This is a genomic window from Reyranella sp. (genome assembly GCF_044224635.1).
Lineage (GTDB): Bacteria > Pseudomonadota > Alphaproteobacteria > Reyranellales > Reyranellaceae > Reyranella.
Map to the genome: position 1 here is coordinate 49,449 of NZ_JBGAKA010000028.1, position 18,664 is coordinate 68,112.

16 protein-coding genes and 1 pseudogene are annotated in these 18,664 nt (G+C 67.5%); 11 read left to right on the forward strand and 6 right to left on the reverse strand.

The genetic code is table 11. From position 1 onward, the window contains the following. Window positions 1-2,676, reverse strand: coding sequence for a type VI secretion system ATPase TssH (tssH, locus tag ACILR9_RS22765; RefSeq protein ID WP_395712252.1), 2,676 nt, complete (start codon window positions 2,674-2,676; stop codon window positions 1-3). Between the two features lie 272 nt (window positions 2,677-2,948). Between tssH and ACILR9_RS22770 the strand changes: the two genes are divergently transcribed. Next, entirely contained in the window at window positions 2,949-5,648 is a 2,700-nt protein-coding gene (locus tag ACILR9_RS22770) for a protein kinase domain-containing protein (RefSeq protein ID WP_395712253.1), read from the forward strand. A gap of 156 nt (window positions 5,649-5,804) precedes the next feature. Beyond that, complete coding sequence (locus ACILR9_RS22775; RefSeq protein WP_395712254.1) at window positions 5,805-6,419, forward strand: hypothetical protein; 615 nt, start codon at window positions 5,805-5,807, stop codon at window positions 6,417-6,419. A 12-nt stretch (window positions 6,420-6,431) separates the two neighbouring features. Here the strand turns inward: ACILR9_RS22775 and ACILR9_RS22780 are convergent, their stop codons facing one another. Next, window positions 6,432-6,755, reverse strand: a complete 324-nt coding sequence (locus tag ACILR9_RS22780; protein ID WP_395712255.1) for a hypothetical protein — start codon at window positions 6,753-6,755, stop codon at window positions 6,432-6,434. 179 nt (window positions 6,756-6,934) lie between these two features. Between ACILR9_RS22780 and ACILR9_RS22785 the strand changes: the two genes are divergently transcribed. The 5 genes from ACILR9_RS22785 (at window position 6,935) to ACILR9_RS22805 (ending at window position 12,664) form a co-directional block, all read left to right on the forward strand. Beyond that, entirely contained in the window at window positions 6,935-8,023 is a 1,089-nt protein-coding gene (locus ACILR9_RS22785; RefSeq protein ID WP_395712256.1) for an LLM class flavin-dependent oxidoreductase, read from the forward strand. Between the two features lie 171 nt (window positions 8,024-8,194). Further along, a complete protein-coding gene (locus tag ACILR9_RS22790) occupies window positions 8,195-9,247 on the forward strand; it encodes an ABC transporter ATP-binding protein (protein WP_395712257.1) in 1,053 nt (350 codons plus the stop codon). A gap of 44 nt (window positions 9,248-9,291) precedes the next feature. Further along, the gene (locus tag ACILR9_RS22795) at window positions 9,292-10,620 is read left to right on the forward strand and encodes an ABC transporter substrate-binding protein (RefSeq protein WP_395712258.1); all 1,329 of its coding nucleotides are present in this window, start codon (window positions 9,292-9,294) and stop codon (window positions 10,618-10,620) included. A gap of 195 nt (window positions 10,621-10,815) precedes the next feature. Further along, window positions 10,816-11,772, forward strand: coding sequence for a carbohydrate ABC transporter permease (locus ACILR9_RS22800; protein ID WP_395712259.1), 957 nt, complete (start codon window positions 10,816-10,818; stop codon window positions 11,770-11,772). Then, the gene (locus ACILR9_RS22805; protein WP_395712260.1) at window positions 11,765-12,664 is read left to right on the forward strand and encodes a carbohydrate ABC transporter permease; all 900 of its coding nucleotides are present in this window, start codon (window positions 11,765-11,767) and stop codon (window positions 12,662-12,664) included. Before ACILR9_RS22800 ends, ACILR9_RS22805 begins: the two co-directional genes overlap by 8 nt. A 129-nt stretch (window positions 12,665-12,793) precedes the next feature. Here the strand turns inward: ACILR9_RS22805 and ACILR9_RS22810 are convergent, their stop codons facing one another. From ACILR9_RS22810 to ACILR9_RS22825, 4 genes are all read right to left on the reverse strand, one after another. Then, window positions 12,794-14,389 (reverse strand): carboxylesterase/lipase family protein, encoded by a 1,596-nt coding sequence (locus ACILR9_RS22810; protein WP_395712261.1) that lies wholly within the window; start codon window positions 14,387-14,389, stop codon window positions 12,794-12,796. A 177-nt stretch (window positions 14,390-14,566) separates the two neighbouring features. Continuing rightward, window positions 14,567-14,869 carry a hypothetical protein gene (locus ACILR9_RS22815; protein ID WP_395712262.1) on the reverse strand — a complete coding sequence of 101 codons (303 nt, stop codon included), beginning with the start codon at window positions 14,867-14,869 and terminating at the stop codon, window positions 14,567-14,569. Between the two features lie 56 nt (window positions 14,870-14,925). Continuing rightward, the gene (locus ACILR9_RS22820) at window positions 14,926-15,687 is read right to left on the reverse strand and encodes a hypothetical protein (protein ID WP_395712263.1); all 762 of its coding nucleotides are present in this window, start codon (window positions 15,685-15,687) and stop codon (window positions 14,926-14,928) included. Between the two features lie 140 nt (window positions 15,688-15,827). Continuing rightward, window positions 15,828-16,214 (reverse strand): hypothetical protein, encoded by a 387-nt coding sequence (locus ACILR9_RS22825; RefSeq protein WP_395712264.1) that lies wholly within the window; start codon window positions 16,212-16,214, stop codon window positions 15,828-15,830. 113 nt (window positions 16,215-16,327) lie between these two features. On the opposite strand from ACILR9_RS22825, the pseudogene ACILR9_RS22830 reads away from it, so the two are divergent. The 4 genes and pseudogenes from ACILR9_RS22830 to ACILR9_RS22845 all read left to right on the forward strand — a co-directional run. Then, window positions 16,328-16,552: pseudogene (locus ACILR9_RS22830) on the forward strand (TetR/AcrR family transcriptional regulator C-terminal domain-containing protein); the annotation flags it as partial. A gap of 123 nt (window positions 16,553-16,675) precedes the next feature. Next, window positions 16,676-16,927 (forward strand): ribbon-helix-helix protein, CopG family, encoded by a 252-nt coding sequence (locus ACILR9_RS22835; protein ID WP_395712265.1) that lies wholly within the window; start codon window positions 16,676-16,678, stop codon window positions 16,925-16,927. Beyond that, window positions 16,905-17,315: a type II toxin-antitoxin system VapC family toxin gene (locus ACILR9_RS22840; RefSeq protein ID WP_395712266.1), complete on the forward strand. Its 411-nt coding sequence runs from the start codon at window positions 16,905-16,907 to the stop codon at window positions 17,313-17,315. Before ACILR9_RS22835 ends, ACILR9_RS22840 begins: the two co-directional genes overlap by 23 nt. Before the next feature lie 362 nt (window positions 17,316-17,677). Continuing rightward, complete coding sequence (locus ACILR9_RS22845; RefSeq protein WP_395712267.1) at window positions 17,678-18,652, forward strand: Bug family tripartite tricarboxylate transporter substrate binding protein; 975 nt, start codon at window positions 17,678-17,680, stop codon at window positions 18,650-18,652. Window positions 18,653-18,664: the final 12 nt, after the last annotated feature.

An 18,664-nucleotide genomic window follows, 5' to 3' on the forward strand; every position in this document is an offset into this window, starting at 1 on the left:
TCAGGATTGATTGATAGCGAGCTTGAACGATCCATCCGTATCGACGTCGACGTGAACACTGCTGATTGACTCCCCGTCGGCCAATCGAGACAGCACTTCAGCAGACAATTCGGGCAGCAGTGTGCGCGTGAGAATATTTTCCACGTTTCTCGCGCCCGATGTGCTTTCCGTGCAACGCGCCGCAATCGTTTCGACCAATTGCGGTGCCCAGTTGAAGCTCGCGCGGTGGCTTTCGCGCACGCGGCGACGAATCCGCTCGAGCTGCATTACGACAATTTGGCGAATAATCTCGTCCGACAGCGGGAAATACGGCACCAGCGTCAGTCGTCCGAGGAACGCCGGCTTGAAAAACTTCGCGAGCTCGGGGCGCAGCGCCTCGGCGAGGCCGGCGGCATCGGGCGCCGTCTCCGGGTCGGCGAACAGCTTGGTGATGAGATCGGTGCCGGCGTTGCTCGTCATGATGATGACGGTGTTCTTGAAATCGATGTCGCGGCCTTCACCGTCTTTCATGTTCCCTTTGTCGAACACCGAATAGAATACGTCCTGAACGCCGGGATGTGCCTTCTCCATCTCGTCGAGCAGCACGACACTGTAGGGACGGCGGCGCACCGCCTCGGTGAGAACGCCGCCTTCGCCGTAGCCGACATAACCCGGCGGGCTGCCCATCAGCAGGCTGACCTTATGCTCCTCCTTGAACTCGGCCATATTGATGGTGGTGACGTTCTGCTCGCCGCCATAGAGCAGCTGCGCCAGCGTGAGCGCGGTCTCCGTCTTGCCGACGCCCGACGTGCCGACGAACAGGAAGACGCCGATCGGCCGGCGTGGATCGGTGAGGCCGGCGCGGCTGGTGTGGATCGCGCGGGCGACCGCCTCCATCGCATGGCCTTGCCCGACGACGCGCTTCTCCATGGCGTCGCGCAGGTTCAGCACCGTCTTGATCTCGTCGGACTGCATGCGGCCGGCCGGAATGCCTGTCCAGCTCTCGACGATCTCGGCAATCGCCTGGCCGTCGACGATCGGGAAGATCAGCGGCTGCTCGCCCTGAAGCGCATGCAGCCGCTTGGTCAGATCGGCGAGCTTGGCGCGCTCGGCGGCGCCGTCGACCGCTTGCGGCGCCGGGGCGCCGTCTGCGGCGGGCGCGGCGGCGGCTTCGATCTTGGCGCGCACCGCGTCGATCTCGGTGACCAGCGCACGCTCGGCATGCCAGCGCTCCTCGAGCTGGGCCAGCTCGGCGGCGAGCGTCTCGCGCTCGGCGGTGAGCTCGCCGCGCCGCGTCGTATGGTCGAGACCGCCCTGCTCCTCGCGCTCGATGATCCTGAGCTCGGTATCGATCAGGCTGATACGGCGGCGGCGGTCGTCGATCGGCGCCGGCGTCGCGTTCTGGCTCATCGCCACGCGCGCGCATGCCGTGTCGATCAGGCTCACCGCCTTGTCCGGCAGCTGGCGGGCGGGGATGTAACGCGCCGACAGGCGCACCGCCTCGCTCACCGCCTCGTCGAAGATGCGCACCTTGTGATGCTGCTCGAGCGTCCCGACCAGGCCGCGGATCATGGCGGTGGCCAGCTTCTCGCTCGGCTCCTCGACCTTGATCGGCTGGAAGCGCCGGGTGAGGGCGGCGTCCTTCTCGAAATACTTCTTGTATTCGGCCCACGTCGTGGCGGCGATGGTGCGCAGCTCGCCGCGGGCCAGGGCCGGCTTCAGGAGGTTGGCCGCGTCGTTCTGGCCGGCCGCGCCGCCGGCACCGATCAGCGTGTGCGCTTCGTCGATGAACAGCACGATCGGCTTGGGACTGCCCTTGGTCTCGTCGATCACCGATTTCAGGCGGTTCTCGAACTCGCCCTTCATGCCGGCGCCGGCCTGCAGCAGGCCGAGATCGAGGGTGCGCAGGGTCACGTCCTTCAGGGCCGCCGGCACGTCGCCGGCGGCGATGCGCAGCGCCAGCCCTTCGACGACCGCCGTCTTGCCGACGCCGGCCTCGCCGGTGAGGATGGGATTGTTCTGCCGCCGGCGGGTCAGGATATCGACCATTTGCCGGATCTCGACGTCGCGGCCGAGGATGGGGTCGATCTTGCCGGCCTTGGCCTGAGCGGTGAGGTCGATGGTGAATTGCTCCAACGCACCCGATCCGCCGGGCCGCGTCTCGCCGGCCCCCGTGCCGGCCGCCTCGGAGCCGACCGCCTGGCTGGTGGCCTGGGCCGCTTCCGACGTGTTTCCGCAAATCGCCACGTAGTCGCGCTTGAGGATGTCAGGCTGGATGGCGGCGAACTGGCCCGACGCTTCGCGCGCCCGCCGCGCCAGCATGTCGTCGGCCAGCAGCGCCCACAGGAGATGGCCCGAGCGCAGGCGGCTCGCGCCCTGCTCGACGGAGGCGAGCAGCCAGGCGTGCTTGACCATCTCGACGATGTCGGGCGACAGCGACGGCGCGCGGCCGTTGCCGGTCTTCATGCGCTCGAGCGAGCGGTTGATGTCGTTGGTCAGGCGGCCCGGATCGATCTCCCAGCGGCGCAGGATCGCCGCCATGTCGGTATCGCTGCGATCGAGCAGACCGATCAGCATGTGCTCGATCTCGACGTTGTAGTGCGTCCGCAAGGCCGTCAGGCCCGCTGCGCTTTCAAGGGCGCGGCGGCAGACATCGTTCAGGCGTCCGATCAGTGGCTTCAGTTCTATCGCAGGCACGGACTCCTCGTTTTCCCCAAAGGCTCTGACGGACGATCGTACCGGGCGGAAGCGAGATATCTGCACCTTTCCGCGAATTGGACAAGTGAAGATTCGCGCACCGGAACGGTGCGCCAATGCACATGGCGTTCCCGAGTTCGTCGCGTCTCCGCCTTCGTAGGGCCGTTTTCCTGCGGTCTGGTGGAATGCTGCGTCGCCATTCTTGACGCTATCTCGGCGGCGCACCTAAACTACGAAATCTCAAAGTTCACATTCCATGCACTGAGATAGGCATGGCTGCCGATGCCAAAGCTGATGCCAAGGAGGACGGGCTCCGCGGAACCCTTCCTGCCGGCACGCGCCTGCGCAACTACGAGCTGGTGTCGGTCCTGGGCCAGGGCGGTTTCGGCATAACGTACTACGCGCGCGACACGGTGCTGGGCCGCGAGGTCGCGATCAAGGAGTACCTGCCGACCGCGCTGGCGCTGCGCGAGGGCGGCACGACGGTGGTGCCGCGCTCGACGCAGCACGCCGAGGATTTCATCTGGGGCCGCGAACGCTTCCTCGAGGAAGCCCGCATCCTGGCGACGCTCGAAGGCGCCCCGGCGGTGGTGCGCGTCTACGATTTCATGGAGGCCCACGGGACGGCCTACATGGTCATGGCATTGGCGCGCGGCGACACCGTCGAGCAGCGTCTCAAGCGCGACAAGCAGCTGCCGCCAGCGATCGTCCAGCGCATGCTCGGCCGCCTGCTCGACGGCCTCGAGGAAGTGCACAAGGCCGGCTTCCTGCACCGCGACATCAAGCCGGCCAACATCATCCTCGATTCGCACGACAACCCGACGCTGATCGATTTCGGCGCGTCGCGCGCCTCGATGGCCGATCGCACCGCGGCGATGACCGCGATCTTCACGCCGCGCTATGCCGCCGCCGAGCAGCTCACGTCGGACAGGCAGGGACCGTGGACCGACATCTACGGCCTCTCGGCCACGATCTATCACACGATCACCGGGCACGCGCCGCCGAGCTCGCTGGAGCGCGCCCTCAACGATACCTACAAGCCGCTCGTCGAGCTCGCGCCGGCGGGCTTCACGCACACCTTGCTGGAAGCGGTCGATGCCGGGCTGGCGGTGCGGTCGAAGGACCGGCCGCAATCCATAGCCAATTGGCGGCGAGAGCTCACCGGATCGGACGATGCCGAGGACGGCGAGACGATCATCGGTGCCAGGAGCCGCTCGCGCAGCAAGTCGTCGGCGCCAGCCGATGGCGAGCCGTCGATCGGCACGAGGTCACGCTCCACGCAATCGCCGTCGACGCGATCGCCCTCCACGCAATCACCCGCCACGCACGAGCCGACCAGGCACGGGCTGACCACGCACGGGTCGACGCTGCACGCGCCCACCTCCCAGTCGCGGTCGGGACCGCCGCCATCGGCGCCTCCGCCTGATGCTGCGGCGCCTGCGGTGGCGGCGGTTCCGCCGGCCGGGATCGGCGGCAAACAGGGGCTGCTCTATGGCGGGGTGGCGCTGGCCGTGCTGCTCCTCGCGGCGGGCGGCTACTGGGCGCTTTCCCCGAAGCCCGGTCCGATGGTCATCCAGGATCCGACGGTCATCGCTCAGCAGGCAGCGGCGCGGGAGAAGGCCGATCAGGAGGCCAGGCTCAAGGCCGAGCAGGACGCGAGGTTGAAGGCGGAGACCGAGGCCAGGCAGAAGGCCGAGGCCGAAGCGCGGCAACAGGCCGAGGCGGCGGCGCGCCAGAAAGCGGAGGCCGAGGCGAAGGAAAAGGCCGAGGTCGACGCCAAGGCGGAGGCCGAGGCGGAAGCCCGACAGAAAGCCGAAGCGCAGGCCCGTCAGCTCGCCGAGGCGGCGGCGAGACAGAAGGCCGAGGCCGAAGCGCGGCAGCAGTCCGAGGCTGCCGCCCGGCAACGGACGGAGGCGGAAGCTCGGCAGAAGGCCGAGGCGGAAACCCGGCAAAGGGCGGAGGCCGAGGCGCGCCAGAAAGCCGAGGCCGAGACGCGCCAGAAAGCCGAAGCCGAGGCGCGCCAGAAAGCCGAAGCCGAGGCGAAGCAGAAGGCCGAAGCCGAGGCACGCCAGCGGGCCGATGCCGAGGCGCGTCAACGCGCAGAGTTGGCTGCCCGGCAGAAGGCCGAGGCGGAAGCCAGGGCAAAGGCCGAGGCGGAAGCCCGCCAGAAGGCCGAGGCCGAAGCCAGGCAGAAGGCGGAAGCCGAAGCGCGGCAGAAGGCCGAGGCGGCGGCGCGCCAGAAAGCCGAGGCGGAGGCCAGACAGAAGGCGGAAGCCGACGCCCGGCAGAAAGCCGAGATGGAAGCGCGGCAGCGGGCAGAGGAGGCCGCGCGTCAGAAGGCCGAGGTCGAGGCCAGGCAGAAAACCGAGGCCGAGGCGCGCCAGAAGACGGCCGCCGAAGCGCGGCAGAAGGCCGAGGCCGAAGCGCGCGAGAAGGCTGAAGCCGACGCGAAGCTCAAGGCCGAGGCCGATGCCCGCCAGAAAGCCGAAGCCGAGGCCAGGGCGCGCGCCGAGTCGGAGGCCGCCGCCTTGAAGTCCACCGCGGAGGCGGCCGAGGTGGCGCTGCGGCTGAGCCCGACCGATCGCCAGCGCATCCAGGTCGCGCTGACGTCGCTCGGTTTCGACACGCGCGGCATCGACGGCGCCTTCGGGCCGCGCACCCGCGAGATGATCCAGGGCTGGCAGAAGGCCCGCAACCAGCCGGTTACGGGCTTCCTCACTGCGCCTCAGCAGCAGGCCTTGCTGAGCGAAGCTGCCGCCGGCTTGGCCAAGTACGACGAGGAAGAGAAGAAGCGTGCCGAGGCGGCGGCGCGCGCACGCGCGACGGCGCCGCCGCCGCCGCAGACGACGGGGCCGTCGACATCGGGCCAGACGTATGGGGACGGCGGAGTCGTCTGTATGGACGGGTCCGGGCGGCGCCTGTCCTTCCCGGGCACCAGCTCATGTCCCTACGGCCTGGCGCCGGCGCGGTGAGCGGGACCATGACGACCGCGCGCCGGCGCGAGCGCGGCGATGTGCCATCGAAGCGATGACGCGAGCTTGCGCCGATGCGTGGCGGGGTGCGATTGCTGACGCCCGCGATCTGTGGAATCGTCCCGTGCCGATGACGGTGAGTGGGAGAGCGCGAACGTGAGGCGTCATGAACTCGAGCGTCGACAGGTCGACGCGGATGGTCCGCCTGCGCTGTCCAGGGCTGCCCGACGCCTCGCGGCGGCGGTGTTGGTCCTGTTGGCCGGCCTGTCAAGTGCCGCGCCGGCTGGGGCGGACGACTGGAACTTCAACCAGGAGATCCCCTGTACGACCGCGCCGGTCTATGGCGTGCCGTTCAGCCAATGCTGGGTGTCCAACGTCCGCACGTTCCGGATCGGCAATATCCAGAGCTGGCGCCTGACCTACACCGACACCAGGAGCGAGTTCGCCATCGGCTATTACCGGCTGGTTGCGGCGCATGGCGTCGGCGGCATGAGCCCGGTGACGTCGAACTCTGCCCTGATCGATTGGGTGCGCACCGCCGACGCCCTGAAGCATGTCTCCGGCGGCGGCACCAATTGGGCGGTGTCGACGAGCCCGAGCGGCGAACGCTACGTCACCTTCCAGAAGGGCAATCGCCAGTGCATCGGCTTCGTGCGCAACAGCCCGGCGAACAACTGGACCCTCGGCGCCACCTTCTGCCGCCAATCGGCGACGCCGGTGCCGGTCCAGGAAGTCCAATTCATCTGGGACGCCATCAAGGTGAGGGAGTAGCCGCGGCCCCGTCTAGGGCTTGAATTCCTTGGGCAGCGAGAAGCCCGAGGCTTCCAGCTTCTTTTCGAGGACGGGGATGGCCGCGGCCGTGTTGCCCTTCTGGCAGTTCTCCAGGGCGTACCCGGCCTCGACGTCGAAGCGCCGGCCCGGCGAGTTCTGGACATAGCGCCGATACATCGAGGAGAGCTCGGCACAATAGGCCTTGTCGTCCTTGACTTGCGCGGATGCGGTCACCGGCGCGCCGAGCGACATGCCGGCGATCGCCAGGCCCAGGGAGATCGGCGGGAGCCGGGCGATCGGCAGGATCAGGTCGATTTGCAGGAGCAGGTGTTTCACGAGACCTCCCGTATGCTGGCCGCGGTATCCGGATATCGCGGAAAGGCCGTCATCCCGAGCGAGGCTGCCCGATTCGGCGCTGTTGGCGGCGCCGGCGCCCAGCCCCGAGGCTAGCGCTACTTTCGTCGGCGGATTCGGATTAGCATCGCGCGCTGCAGGCCGCAAAGACGGAGGAAACCATGCCGGTGCGGGTGATCGGAATGATCGGTGTCACGCCGCCCAGCGACGGCGCCACCGTCCACGTCATCCGCGGCGGACTCTCGCCCGCTTACCTGCGTTCCTTCGCCCAGGCGCACGACCAGGCCGGCTTCGACCTGGCGCTGGTCGGCTACACCGCCTCGTCGGCCGAGGGTTTCCTCGTCGCCCAATACGCCGCGCAGCACACCGAACGGCTGGGTTTCCTCATCGCCCATCGTCCGGGGTTCGTCGCGCCGACGCTGGCGGCGCGCAAGATCGCCACCTTCGATCAGCTCACCGGCGGACGCGTCGCGATCCACATCATCTCGGGCGCCAGCGATGCCGAGCAGGAGAACGAAGGCGATTTCGCCCCCAAGGAAGTGCGCTACCGCCGCGCCGCCGAGTACATCGAGGTGATGAAGCGTGTGTGGACGAGCGACAGGCGCTTCGACTTCGAGGGCGAGTTCTATCGCCTGCGCGGCGCGCGCTCCGACGTCCAGCCCCTGCAGAAGCCGCACCCGCCGCTGTTCTTCGGCGGCTCGTCGGAAGGCGCGCTGGCGATGGGCGCCGAGCACTGCGACGTGTTCGCGATGTTCGGCGAGCCGCTCGCCGCCACTGCCCAGCGCATCGCCGAGTTCCGCAGCAGGGCGGCGAGATTCGCACGCACGCCCACCTTCAACATCTCGTTCCGGCCGATCCTGGGCGCGACCGAAGGGGAGGCGTGGGACCGCGCGCGGCGGATCCTGTCGGCCATCAAGAAGCCGGCCGACCCGACGGGCTTCGGCAACAACAAGGTGCCGCTCGATCAGTCGGCGCGCCGCCTGCTCGATTTCGCCGCGCAGGGCGAGACGCATGATGCGCGGCTGTGGATGCCGATCGCCGAGGCGACCGGCGCGACCGGCAACACCTCGTGCCTGGTCGGCACCGCCGAGCAGGTCGCCGATGCTCTGCTCGAGTACTACAAGCTCGGCGTCCATTCGTTCCTGGTTCGCGGCTTCGATCCGTACGAGGACACGATCGAGTTCGGCCGCGAGCTGATCCCGCGCCTGCGCGCCGGCGCGGTCGAGCTCGACAGGGCGATGGCAGCGTAAGCTACATTCCATGTTTCTCCACCTCGAGTGGAGTCCTTCCGACAGGCGATCGTTGCCGCAAAACTCGTACAGATTCGTCAGCACGCCCTTGCACTTGCTGTTATGTACGCCCCGACGAGCGTGTGGTGCAGCGAGTCGCGTGGCTTGGCGTGCGTGGGAGGAAGTAGGCGTATGGCAACGGTCGATATCCGCAACGTGCGGAAGGCGTTCGGGCCGGTCGAGGTTTTGCACGGCGTAAGCGTGGATATTGCAGACGGCGAGTTCGTCGTCCTGGTCGGTCCCTCGGGCTGCGGCAAGTCGACCTTGCTGCGCATGCTGGCCGGCCTCGAGAACATCACCTCGGGCGAGATCGCGATCGGCGGCCGGGTCGTCAATGCGGTGCCGCCCAAGGATCGCGACATCGCGATGGTGTTCCAGAACTACGCGCTCTACCCGCACATGACGGTCTACGACAACATGGCGTTCTCGCTGAAGCTCGCGAACGCACCCAAGTCGGTGATGGACCAGGAGGTGGCGCGCGCCGCCAAGATCCTCGGCCTCGAGCAGCTGCTCCATCGTTTTCCGCGCCAGCTCTCGGGCGGCCAGCGCCAGCGCGTCGCCATGGGCCGCGCCATCGTGCGCAACCCGCAGGTCTTCCTGTTCGACGAGCCGCTCAGCAATCTCGACGCCAAGCTGCGCGTGCAGATGCGCTCGGAGATCAAGGAGCTGCACCAGCGCCTCAAGGTCACCACCGTCTACGTCACCCACGACCAGATCGAGGCCATGACCATGGCTGACAAGATCGTGGTGATGAACAACGGCAACATCGAGCAGGCCGGCCGCCCGCTCGATCTCTACGACAGGCCGACCAACCTGTTCGTCGCGGGCTTCATCGGCTCGCCCGCGATGAACATGCTGAAGGGCACGGTGAGCGGCGGCGCGCTCAAGACCGACGACGGCACGGTGTGGCCGCTGCCCGCTAACGGCGCACGGCCCAAGGACGGCCCGGCGATCTACGGCGTGCGGCCCGAGCATCTGCGGCTCGACAGCGCCGGCATCCGCGCCACCGTGCAGGTCGTCGAGCCGACCGGCTCGGAGACCCAGGTGCTGATGAAGGTCGGCAGCCAGTCGATGATCGGCGCCTTCCGCGAGCGTGTGTCGGCCAAGCCCGGCGAGATCCTGCCGGTGATGCCCGACCCGGCGCTGGTGCATCTGTTCGATCAGCAGTCCGGCCTGCGGATGTGAGTTCGGGGAGTAGTGGTCAGGTAGAGTCAAGGAGGAAGCTCAAGATGGTGTTCATTATCAGGCGGCGCGAGGCGATGGCCGCGGGCGCCGCGGCGGCAGCGATGGCGTTGGCCCGGCAGGCGACCGGCCAGACCATTCCCAAGGCCGACGTGCCGGCGCCCAGGTTCGAGCCGGAGAAGGGCGCTGCCTTGCGCATCCTGCGGCCGGCCCGCTTCGTCGAGCCCGACGAGGTGATCTTCCGCGCCAACACCGCCAAGTTCACCAAGGACACCGGCATCGAGGTGCGCGTCGATTTCGTCGGCTGGGAAGATCTGCGCCAGCAGGCCGCCGTGTCGGCCAACACCGGCGCCGGTCCCGACATCATCCTGGGCTGGGCCGAGGATCCGCATGTCTATGCCGACAAGGTGTCGGAGGTCAGCGACGTCGCAGAATATCTCGGCAAGAAGTACGGCGGGTGGATGTTCCTGGCCGAGAAGTACGGCAAGAAGGCCGGCACCAACAACTGGATCGGCATGCCGTTCGGCGGCTCGACAGGCCCGATCGTCTATCGCAAGTCGGCGGTCAAGGAAGCCGGCTTCGATACGGTGCCGTCGAGCCATGCCGATTTCCTCAAGCTCTGCCAGGGCCTGAAGAAGATCAACAAGCCGGCGGGCTTCGCGCTCGGCAACGCGGTCGGCGACGGCAACGGCTTCGCCAACTGGCTGATCTGGTCGCATGGCGGCTTCCTGGTCGACGAAGGCGGCAAGGTGGCGATCAACAGCAAGGAGACGGTCGCGGCGCTGAAGTACCTCAAGGAGCTCTATCCGACCTTCGTGCCGGGCACGATGTCGTGGGGCGACGTCAGCAACAACCGCGCCTTCGCCGCCAACGAGCTGTTCCTGACCGCCAACGGCGTGTCGCTCTACTTCGCGCTGAAGAACGATCCGGCGACCAGGGCGATCGCCGACGACACCGACCATGCGCCGCTCATGAAAGGCGCCATCGACAAGCAGCCGCAGTCGGCGCTGGTGCTGAATGCCATGCTGTTCAAGCATTCCAAGTTTCAGAACGCGGCCAAGGCCTACCTGACCTACATGATGGAGGCCGAGCAGTACGACGCCTGGCTGACCGGCTGCCTGGGCTACTGGGCGCATCCGCTCAAGGCCTACAATTCGAGCAAGGTATGGGACAGCGACCCCAAGCTCGCGGTCTATCGCGAGGGCATGAACAACCAGTTCTGGACCGGCTACAAGGGCCCGATCACCCAGGCCGCCGGCACCGTCGCCGCCGAGTACATCCTGGTGCAGATGTGCGCCTCGGTGGCCTCCGGCCAGGCGACGCCGGAAGACGCCGCGAAGGAGGCCGAGCGCCGCACCCGGCGGTATTACCGCTGACTCCCATCCTCCCCAGCTTCGCTGGGGAGGTGTCCGCGTCTAAAGGCGTTTGGCCGCTCTGCGGCCAAAAGCCGATGCGGACGGAGGGGTCAAGGGCGACAGTCACGATGCTCATGACCCCTCCGTCGCCGTAAGACGGCGACACCTCCCCAGCTTCGCTGGGGAGGAAGCATGAGATGAGCCTCCGGAGGCCAGATGACCGTCGCCACCGTTTCCGACTGGACCCGCACCCGGCCGCAGCCCGGCTGGCTGATGCGGGTGTTCGACTACAAGCCGTTCCTGATCTTCCTCTGCCTGGTGCCGGCCGGCGGCCTGCTCACCGTGTTCCTGACCTATCCGCTGGGGCTCGGCGTATGGCTCGCCTTCACCGACACCAAGATCGGCCGCACCGGCCAATGGATCGGGCTGGAGAATTTCGAGTACCTGCTCGAGGACCCGCTGTTCTGGAAAGCGGTGTTCTACAGCGTGTTCTACACCGGCGTGGCGACCTTCGGAAAATTCGCCCTCGGCCTGTGGCTGGCGCTGCTGCTCAACAACCACGTGCCCTTCAAGAGCCTGCTGCGCGCCATCATCCTGCTGCCGTGGATCGTGCCGACGGTGCTGTCGGCCATCGCCTTCTGGTGGATCTACGATCCGCAATTCTCGATCCTGTCCTACCTCGCGGTCGACGTGCTGCATATCCGCAGCGAGAATTTCGACTTCCTCAGCACGACCTGGCCGGCGCGCTGGTCGCTGATCGCCGCCAACATCTGGCGCGGCATCCCGTTCGTGGCGATCTCGCTGCTGGCCGGCCTGCAGACCATCTCGCCGTCGCTCTACGAGGCGGCGCTGCTCGACGGCTCCACGGCGTGGCAGCGCTTCCGCTACATCACCTTCCCGCTGCTGCTGCCGATCCTCGCGATCGTCATGACGTTCTCGATCATCTTCACCTTCACCGACTTCCAGCTGGTCTACGCCATCACCCGCGGCGGGCCGGTCAACTCGACCCACCTGATGGCGACGCTGGCCTTCCAGCGCGGCATCGCCGGCGGCGAGCTGGGCGAGGGCGCGGCGATCGCCGTCTCGATGATCCCGTTCCTCGTCTTCGCCACGCTGTTCAGCTACTTCGCGCTGGCGCGCCGCAAGTGGCAGCAGGGAGAGGCCAATGACTGACACTCCCGCCAACCAGACCCAGTCGACCGCCACGGTGGTCCCTGAGCAGATGGCATGGGACAGCCGCGCCCGGCGCATGGTGACGATCTACCTGCCGCTTGCCTGCTTCGTCATCATCCTGCTGTTCCCATTCTATTGGATGACCATCACGTCGTTCAAACCGAACGCCGAGCTGTACGACTACAAGACCTACAATCCGTTCCTGATCGGCAGCCCGACGCTCGATCACGTCTACAAGCTGCTGTTCGCCACGTCCTATCCGCGGTGGCTGCTGACGACCATGGGGGTGGCGGTGTGCGCCACCTTCCTGTCGCTGCTGTCGAGCGTGCTGGCGGCCTACGCCATCCAGCGCCTGCGCTTCCGGGGCAGCCAGTATGTCGGCCTCGGCATCTATCTCGCCTACCTGGTGCCGCCGTCGATCCTGTTCATTCCGCTGGCCACCACGGTCTACCAGCTCGGCCTGTTCGACACGCCGCTGGCGCTGATCCTGACCTACCCGACTTTCCTGGTGCCGTTCTGCACCTGGCTGCTGATCGGCTACTTCAAGTCGATCCCCTACGAGCTCGAGGAATGCGCCCTGATCGACGGCGCCACGCGCCTGCAGATCCTGCGCCGCATCACCCTGCCGCTCGCCGTGCCGGGACTGATCTCGGCCGGCATCTTCTCCTTCACCCTGTCATGGAACGAGTTCATCTACTCGCTGGCCTTCATCCAGAGCAGCGAGAAGAAGACCGTGCCGGTCGCCATCCTGACCGAGCTGGTGTCGGGCGACGTCTACCAGTGGGGCGCGTTGATGGCGGGCTCCCTGCTGGGCTCGCTGCCGGTGGCGATCTTCTACTCGTTCTTCGTCGACTACTACGTCTCGTCCCTCACGGGTGCGGTGAAGGAGTGAGATGTTCCCCGCCTCCCCAGCGAAGCTGGGGAGGTGTCCGCGTAATCGCGGACGGAGGGGTCATGAGTCACGTGAGGAGGCCTCCGACCCCTCTGTCGCCGCATGACGGCCACTTCGTGGGGAGGAGACTCAGAGCTTTCCGCTCGCGACCTCGAGCCACAACTCGCGCACCTCGCCGTCGAGGTCGTCGACCACCTTGCAGACGTCGTCGAGGATCATCGTCGGCCGCGTCGCCGCCGTGTAGGCGGGCCATGCCGGCAGCGCGGCGTTGTCGGGCCTGCCGGTGCGTGCGAAGGTGGCCCAGGTCGCCGACACGCGATCGGCCAGCGCCTGGTCGCCGGGCCGGCGATGGGACGCGCCGATCACGTGCAGCGTGTCGAACACGAACGGCACGTCGACCGAGTGCGGCGACTTCAGTCGGCCGCCGAACGCCGGCGTCTCCCAGTCGAGGCTGTACATCCACACCGGCGCCTGGCCGCGCGCCGCCTTGGCGCCGGCCAGCATCAGCTCGCGCACGTGGAAGTTCGACATGGTGAGGGCGGTGATCAGGCGGTCGGTCGGGCTCGCGTCGGGGTCGCGCCGCTTGTAGTAGGCGAGCAGCGTCTCCGCCGCGCCGCCCGCCACCGCCGCGACGCGGGTGCGCAGCTCCTCCTCGGTGATCGTGCGGTTCCACACCTTGTCGTCGGGCGCGAAGAAGATCGCGGTCTCGTCCTTGGTGCCACCGACCATGATCGGCACATCGTCCGAGATCGCCGGGGCCGCCGGATCGAAGGGGTGCGCCGGCAGCACCGTGCCGTCGATCACCGGCCCGAAATTGTAGCGATCGAGCAGTGGCAGCCGGGGCCGCGGCAACGTCTGCTGCGCCGGCGCCACGGCCTCTTGCAGGCGGGCGAGCGGCAGGGCCTGCAGCGCCGCGAGCTGGTCCGGTCGCAACCCGAGATGCTTCAGCACCGCGTGGGCAAGCCGAGCGGTGCGCTCGGGCTCGGCGAAGCGCACGCTGGCGCCGCTCTGCACGATGGCCTTGTGGAACAGGCCTTTCGCCTCGGGCATGGCGAGCAGCGCGCAGGATTTTCCGCCGCCGCCCGACTGGCCGAAGATCGTGACGTTTCCCGGATCGCCGCCGAAGCGCGCCGCATGCTCTCGAACCCACTTCAGCGCCAACACGAGATCGAGCACGCCGGCGTTGCCGGACCGGGCGAAGCGTTCGTCGCCCAGGCTCGACAGGTCGAGATGGCCGAAGATGTTGAGGCGGTGATTGACCGCGAAGACCACGACGTCCTGGCGCCGCGCCAGGTTGGTGCTGTCGTAGCGCGGGGCGTTGGCCGAGCCGTAGGAGAACGCGCCGCCGTGCAGCCAGACCATCACCGGCCGCTTGCCGCTGTCGAGGCCGGGCGTCCAGACATGCAGGGTCAGGCAATCCTCGCCGACCGGCAGCGTGTCGACCGGCCCCCACACCGTCGCGAGCTCGGGCCGCTGCGGCGCGGCTGGTGCCTGCGGCGAGCGCCCGGCATAGGTGACGGCCTCGCGGACCCCCGTCCAGGGCTCCGGCTTGCGGGGCGGCATGAAGCGATTGGCGCCGGCTGTCGAGGCGCCGTAGGGGATGCCCTTGAAGATGTGCACGCCCTTGTCGGTGACGCCCACCACCTTGCCGGAGGCGGTCTCGACGACGGGAGAGGGCGCGGTCGCGGCGGACCGCAGCGAGGGGGTAACGGCATCTCCGGCCATGGGCTTGTCCTTTCTCGTCAACCTCCTCCCCAGCTGCGCTGGGGAGGTGTCGCGTCATACGCGACGGAGGGGGCATGGGCCATGAATCATGGTTTCACGATTCATGCTCATGGCTCATGACCCCTCCGGCGGCGAAGACGCCAACACCTCCCGGGCGAAGCTGGAGAGGAAGCAAAGTTACTGCCTCGACAGCAGCTTGGTCGTGATGGTGCTCCACTCGTCCTGCAGCGAGACGTCGGTCGGCATCGGGTGGCGCGCGCGCTGGTACCAGCCGCCGGCGTTGCGCATGTCGCCTTCCTGGCGATGCAGGTGGGCATGGACCCAGTTGCAGTCGTCATCGTCCTCGTGCTGCTGCACGCACTGGTGGGCGCGGTCCCAGTCGCCGCGCAGCAGCCACCACAGGGCCTGGAGGGCCGGGCTGACATCCGTCGGAGGCGCGTCGGCCGAGATGCTGCTGCGGAAGGAATCGATGGTCGTCATGATCGTGACTCCCTTGTTCTCGTGACGATGACGAGCGCATTCATGTCGGCGTGTCCCTACAGATACTTCGCCGGCCGGATCATCGCCCGCCACATGTGGGCGACCGGGCTGTTGTCGAAGCCCAGCCCCTGCTCGGGCTGCCGGAAGTGGCGGCCGATGACGTCGGTGAACTCTTCCAGCTCGACATGCAGGTTGGGATCGAACGAGTAGATGTCGTGCAGGGTGATCTGCCGGCCCGTCATGTACCATTTATGATCGCGCATCCGCTTGTAGTCCTCCTCGACATAGGGGTCGGGGCGGTAGTCGGCGCCGAACGCGGTCACGTAGGATTGCGGGTACTCGTAGCCCACCGAATCGTCGGGATAGAAGCGCAGCACCTGGTGGGCGCGGATCGCCCAGGTGATCTCCTCGTCGACATAGGGCTCGACCAGCTGGGCGCCCCAGTAGCCGTGGTCGCCGCGGATGAAGCCGATGGTCGAGATGTCGTGCAGCAGGCAGGCCAGAACCATCTTCTCGGGCAGGCCGGCCGTCACGGCGTGCCGGGCGCTCTGCAGCAGGTGCATGCTGGGGCCGAAGCGGTACTTGAAGAAGTCGATCAGGGTCGGCTTCTCCGGCATCGCCGGCAGGCGTGGATCGTCGCCCATCAGCACCCGCGCCTTGGGATGCTGCTTCATCAACAGGCCGGCATTGGGTGGCGGGCTCATGTCGCCATCGGCCATCGTGTAGAGGCGCGACTTGATGACGATGTAGTCGAGCTCCTCGGACATCTTGGCTTCGAGCGCATCGGCGCGCTGCGACAGGCTCATGCTGGCGTTCATGGCTGGCCCTTCCTCCGCTTGCCTCCCGGATCGGGAGTGTTGCGGCGAGCCTAGCACGAGGCGTGCGGGAAGGACGACCCCGGGCGCGGCCGGTCAGCGTTGCCCGCCCCGGAGGAGGCACCCGGCTATCGCGGCGCCGGCTACCGGTCGGGCGGCAGGAAGCAGGGGAACTCCTCGACGTAGCGGAAGTAGCGCGCCAGGTGACGATCGGAAGCAGTCAGCAGGCCACGGCGGAAGCGGATCGTGCTGAGCACCGGGAGGTCCTCGCCGTTCAGCCGATCCACCATCTGTCGCACCGCGGGCAGCCGCGCTTCCTCGCCCTTGGGCACCCCGACCACGAAATGGCCGCGCGACCAGCCCGGCTCGACCGGCGCGCCGCTGAACAGCATGTACATGTCCTGGCCGGCGATATGGAGGTGCTGGGCGAACACGTTGGTACCGCTGATGCGGCCATGCTGGACGCCGCTCTCGAACTCGATGCCGCTCGCATCGACCTGCAGCTCGTCGGGCACGGCGATTGCCGGCAACCCGTGCAGTGTCTGCAGATGCTGGAAATCGACGCCGTTGGAGACGGCGATCCAGGTGTCGAACGGGGCAGGCGCCCGCTCGTGTGCCTCGAAGGTAGGGACGTGAGCCGCATCGCGAGGCTCTCGCCGACCTGTTCCGGCGGGCGCAGTCGGCCGGACTTCTCCGGCCCGGCGATCCCTACCGCATGGGCGGCCAGTTCTTCTCCCTGCTGTGGAGCGATCTCATGCAGCGTCTCCTGCTGGGCGTCGTGCGCGCGCCCGACATACGGGAGATCGAGCGGCGTGCCGTTGCGGCAACGGAAGCAGTGCTGGCGTTGAATGGCATGCCCGGCACTTGAGGTCGGGGCGTGCCATCCCGAAGGTCGGTGTCGTCTTCTGGGCCTCGGACGTCCCGCCTTGCCGGGAAGCATGCGCAGGCGCGATGTATTGCGGATGTGCCCGGCGCGTAATACGATCGTGCCATGAAGACGTTGACGGTTCGACTGCCCGAGGCGTTGGTCGCCCAGCTCGAAGCCGAGTCGCGCCGGCGCAAGCTGTCGAAGTCCGACGTGGTGCGTGAGCGGCTGACTGCAACCGGCGAATCTCGCCAACCGGCTCTGCTCGATGCCATCGCCGACGTCGTCGGTTCGGTCGAAGGGCTGCCGCGCGATCTGAGCGCGCGGACGAAAAAGTACCTGAAGTCGACGGGATATGGTCAAAAGCGCGCTCGTTGACGCTGGGTTCCTGGTGGCGCTGCTCAGTCGCCGCGATGCCAATCATCGCTGGGCTGCCGCGCAAGCGCCACGCTTGCCTCCCCCTTGGACGACTTGCGAAGCGGTGCTGTCGGAGGCTTCGCATCTGCTCGGTAGGCGCGGGACCGCGAGCCTGACGTCACTGCTTCACCGCGGCGCTCTCGTCTGCGGCTTTCGTTTCGCCGACGACATGAACGCCGTACTCGGGCTCTTGGAGAAATATGCCGACGTGCCGATGAGTTTCGCGGATGCCTGCCTTGTCCGCATGACGGAGACGCTGAACGATCCTGTGCTGCTGACCACCGACAGTGATTTCCGCATCTACCGGCGGCATGGCCGGCAGGCTGTTCCGTGTGTGTTGCCGCGTTGAAGCCGAGACCGGCAAGGCACGCTGCGAGTGGATTGGGGACGCGCTTCGGACGCCACATCCCGCAATTGCGCCGCGCCTTTCATTGTCCTCCCCAGCTTCGCTGGGGAGGTGCCCCGTCAACGGGGCGGAGGGGTCATGAGCTTCAGTCCCGCTGCTCATGACCCCTCCGTCGCCTAGGCATTTTGGCCGCAGAGCGGCCAAAAGCCCTTAGACGGCGACACCTCCCCAACAGAGTTGGGGAGGAGGACGAGAGAGCGCCCAGATGCGAGTGCCCTGCCCCCGGTGCCGGATTGCCGTGCGGGACGCTGGCTTGCCTGTGGCAACGCGCAAGGTCAAGGTGCGGCGCAAAGGAGTTCCAAGCCATGAGTGGAGTCACGCGGCGGGCATCATTGATCGGAGGAATGGTGCTGACTCTTGCATCGTCGGTTGGCGCGCGCGCGCAGGCGCGCTTCCCAGAGCGGCCGATCCGGCTGATCGTGCCGTGGGCGGCAGGCGGGCCGGCCGATGGCGGCTTCCGCATCCTCGCCGAAGCCTCCGCCAAGAAGCTCGGCCAGCCGGTCGTGGTCGAGAACAAGGCAGGCGCGTCCGGCGTGCTCGGCGCCATCGCCCTGCAGGAGGCCAAGCCGGACGGCTACGTCGTCTCGCAGATGCACATGAGCGTGCTGCGCCAGCCGCTGCTCAATCCGCAGCTGCCCTACCATCCGATCAAGGACCTGACCTACATCCTGCAGATCACCGGCTTCGTGATGGGCGTGGTGGTGCGCACCGAAGCGCCATGGCGCACGCTGCCCGAGCTGCTCGACTACGCCAAGGCCAATCCGGGCAAGCTGAACTACGGCACGCTCGGCATCGGATCCACGCAGCACCTGGCGATGGAGCGGGTGGGCATGGCGAAGGGGCTCGCCTGGACCCACGCGCCCTACCGCGGCACGGCCGACACCTTGCGCGCCCTGCTGGGCGGCGAGATCGACTTCGCGTCGGAAGCGTCGGGCTGGGCGCCGATGGTCGCGGCCGGCAAGCTGCGCCTCCTCGCGGTCTTCACGGGCGAGCGGGCCAAGCGCTTTCCCGAGGTGCCGACGGTGCGCGAGCTCGGCATGGACATCGTCGTCGACAGTCCCGGCGGGCTGATCGGTCCGCGCAACATGGATCCCGCCGTGGTTGCCGTTCTCGCCGACGCCTTCCGCGCCGCAGCGGAATCGCCGGAGCATCTCAAGTTTCTCGACAACATGGATCAGCCGCTGCTGCTGATGGACGGCCCAGCCTATCGCGACTCGATGGCGCGCACGCTCGAGGAAGAACGCGAGCTGCTGCGCCGGCTGAAGCTGTTACCGGCGTGATCTCTTCTGGGC

Excerpts from the sequence above, each read along its gene's own strand:
- ACILR9_RS22770 (WP_395712253.1), top strand. The coding sequence starts at position 2,949 with ATGGCTGCCGATGCCAAAGCTGATGCCAAGGAGGACGGGCTCCGCGGA.
- ACILR9_RS22785 (WP_395712256.1), top strand. The coding sequence starts at position 6,935 with ATGCCGGTGCGGGTGATCGGAATGATCGGTGTCACGCCGCCCAGCGAC.
- ACILR9_RS22790 (WP_395712257.1), top strand. The coding sequence starts at position 8,195 with ATGGCAACGGTCGATATCCGCAACGTGCGGAAGGCGTTCGGGCCGGTC.
- ACILR9_RS22795 (WP_395712258.1), top strand. The coding sequence starts at position 9,292 with ATGGTGTTCATTATCAGGCGGCGCGAGGCGATGGCCGCGGGCGCCGCG.
- ACILR9_RS22800 (WP_395712259.1), top strand. The coding sequence starts at position 10,816 with ATGACCGTCGCCACCGTTTCCGACTGGACCCGCACCCGGCCGCAGCCC.
- ACILR9_RS22805 (WP_395712260.1), top strand. The coding sequence starts at position 11,765 with ATGACTGACACTCCCGCCAACCAGACCCAGTCGACCGCCACGGTGGTC.
- ACILR9_RS22810 (WP_395712261.1), bottom strand. The coding sequence starts at position 14,389 with ATGGCCGGAGATGCCGTTACCCCCTCGCTGCGGTCCGCCGCGACCGCG.
- ACILR9_RS22815 (WP_395712262.1), bottom strand. The coding sequence starts at position 14,869 with ATGACGACCATCGATTCCTTCCGCAGCAGCATCTCGGCCGACGCGCCT.
- ACILR9_RS22820 (WP_395712263.1), bottom strand. The coding sequence starts at position 15,687 with ATGAACGCCAGCATGAGCCTGTCGCAGCGCGCCGATGCGCTCGAAGCC.
- ACILR9_RS22835 (WP_395712265.1), top strand. The coding sequence starts at position 16,676 with ATGAAGACGTTGACGGTTCGACTGCCCGAGGCGTTGGTCGCCCAGCTC.
- ACILR9_RS22840 (WP_395712266.1), top strand. The coding sequence starts at position 16,905 with ATGGTCAAAAGCGCGCTCGTTGACGCTGGGTTCCTGGTGGCGCTGCTC.
- ACILR9_RS22845 (WP_395712267.1), top strand. The coding sequence starts at position 17,678 with ATGAGTGGAGTCACGCGGCGGGCATCATTGATCGGAGGAATGGTGCTG.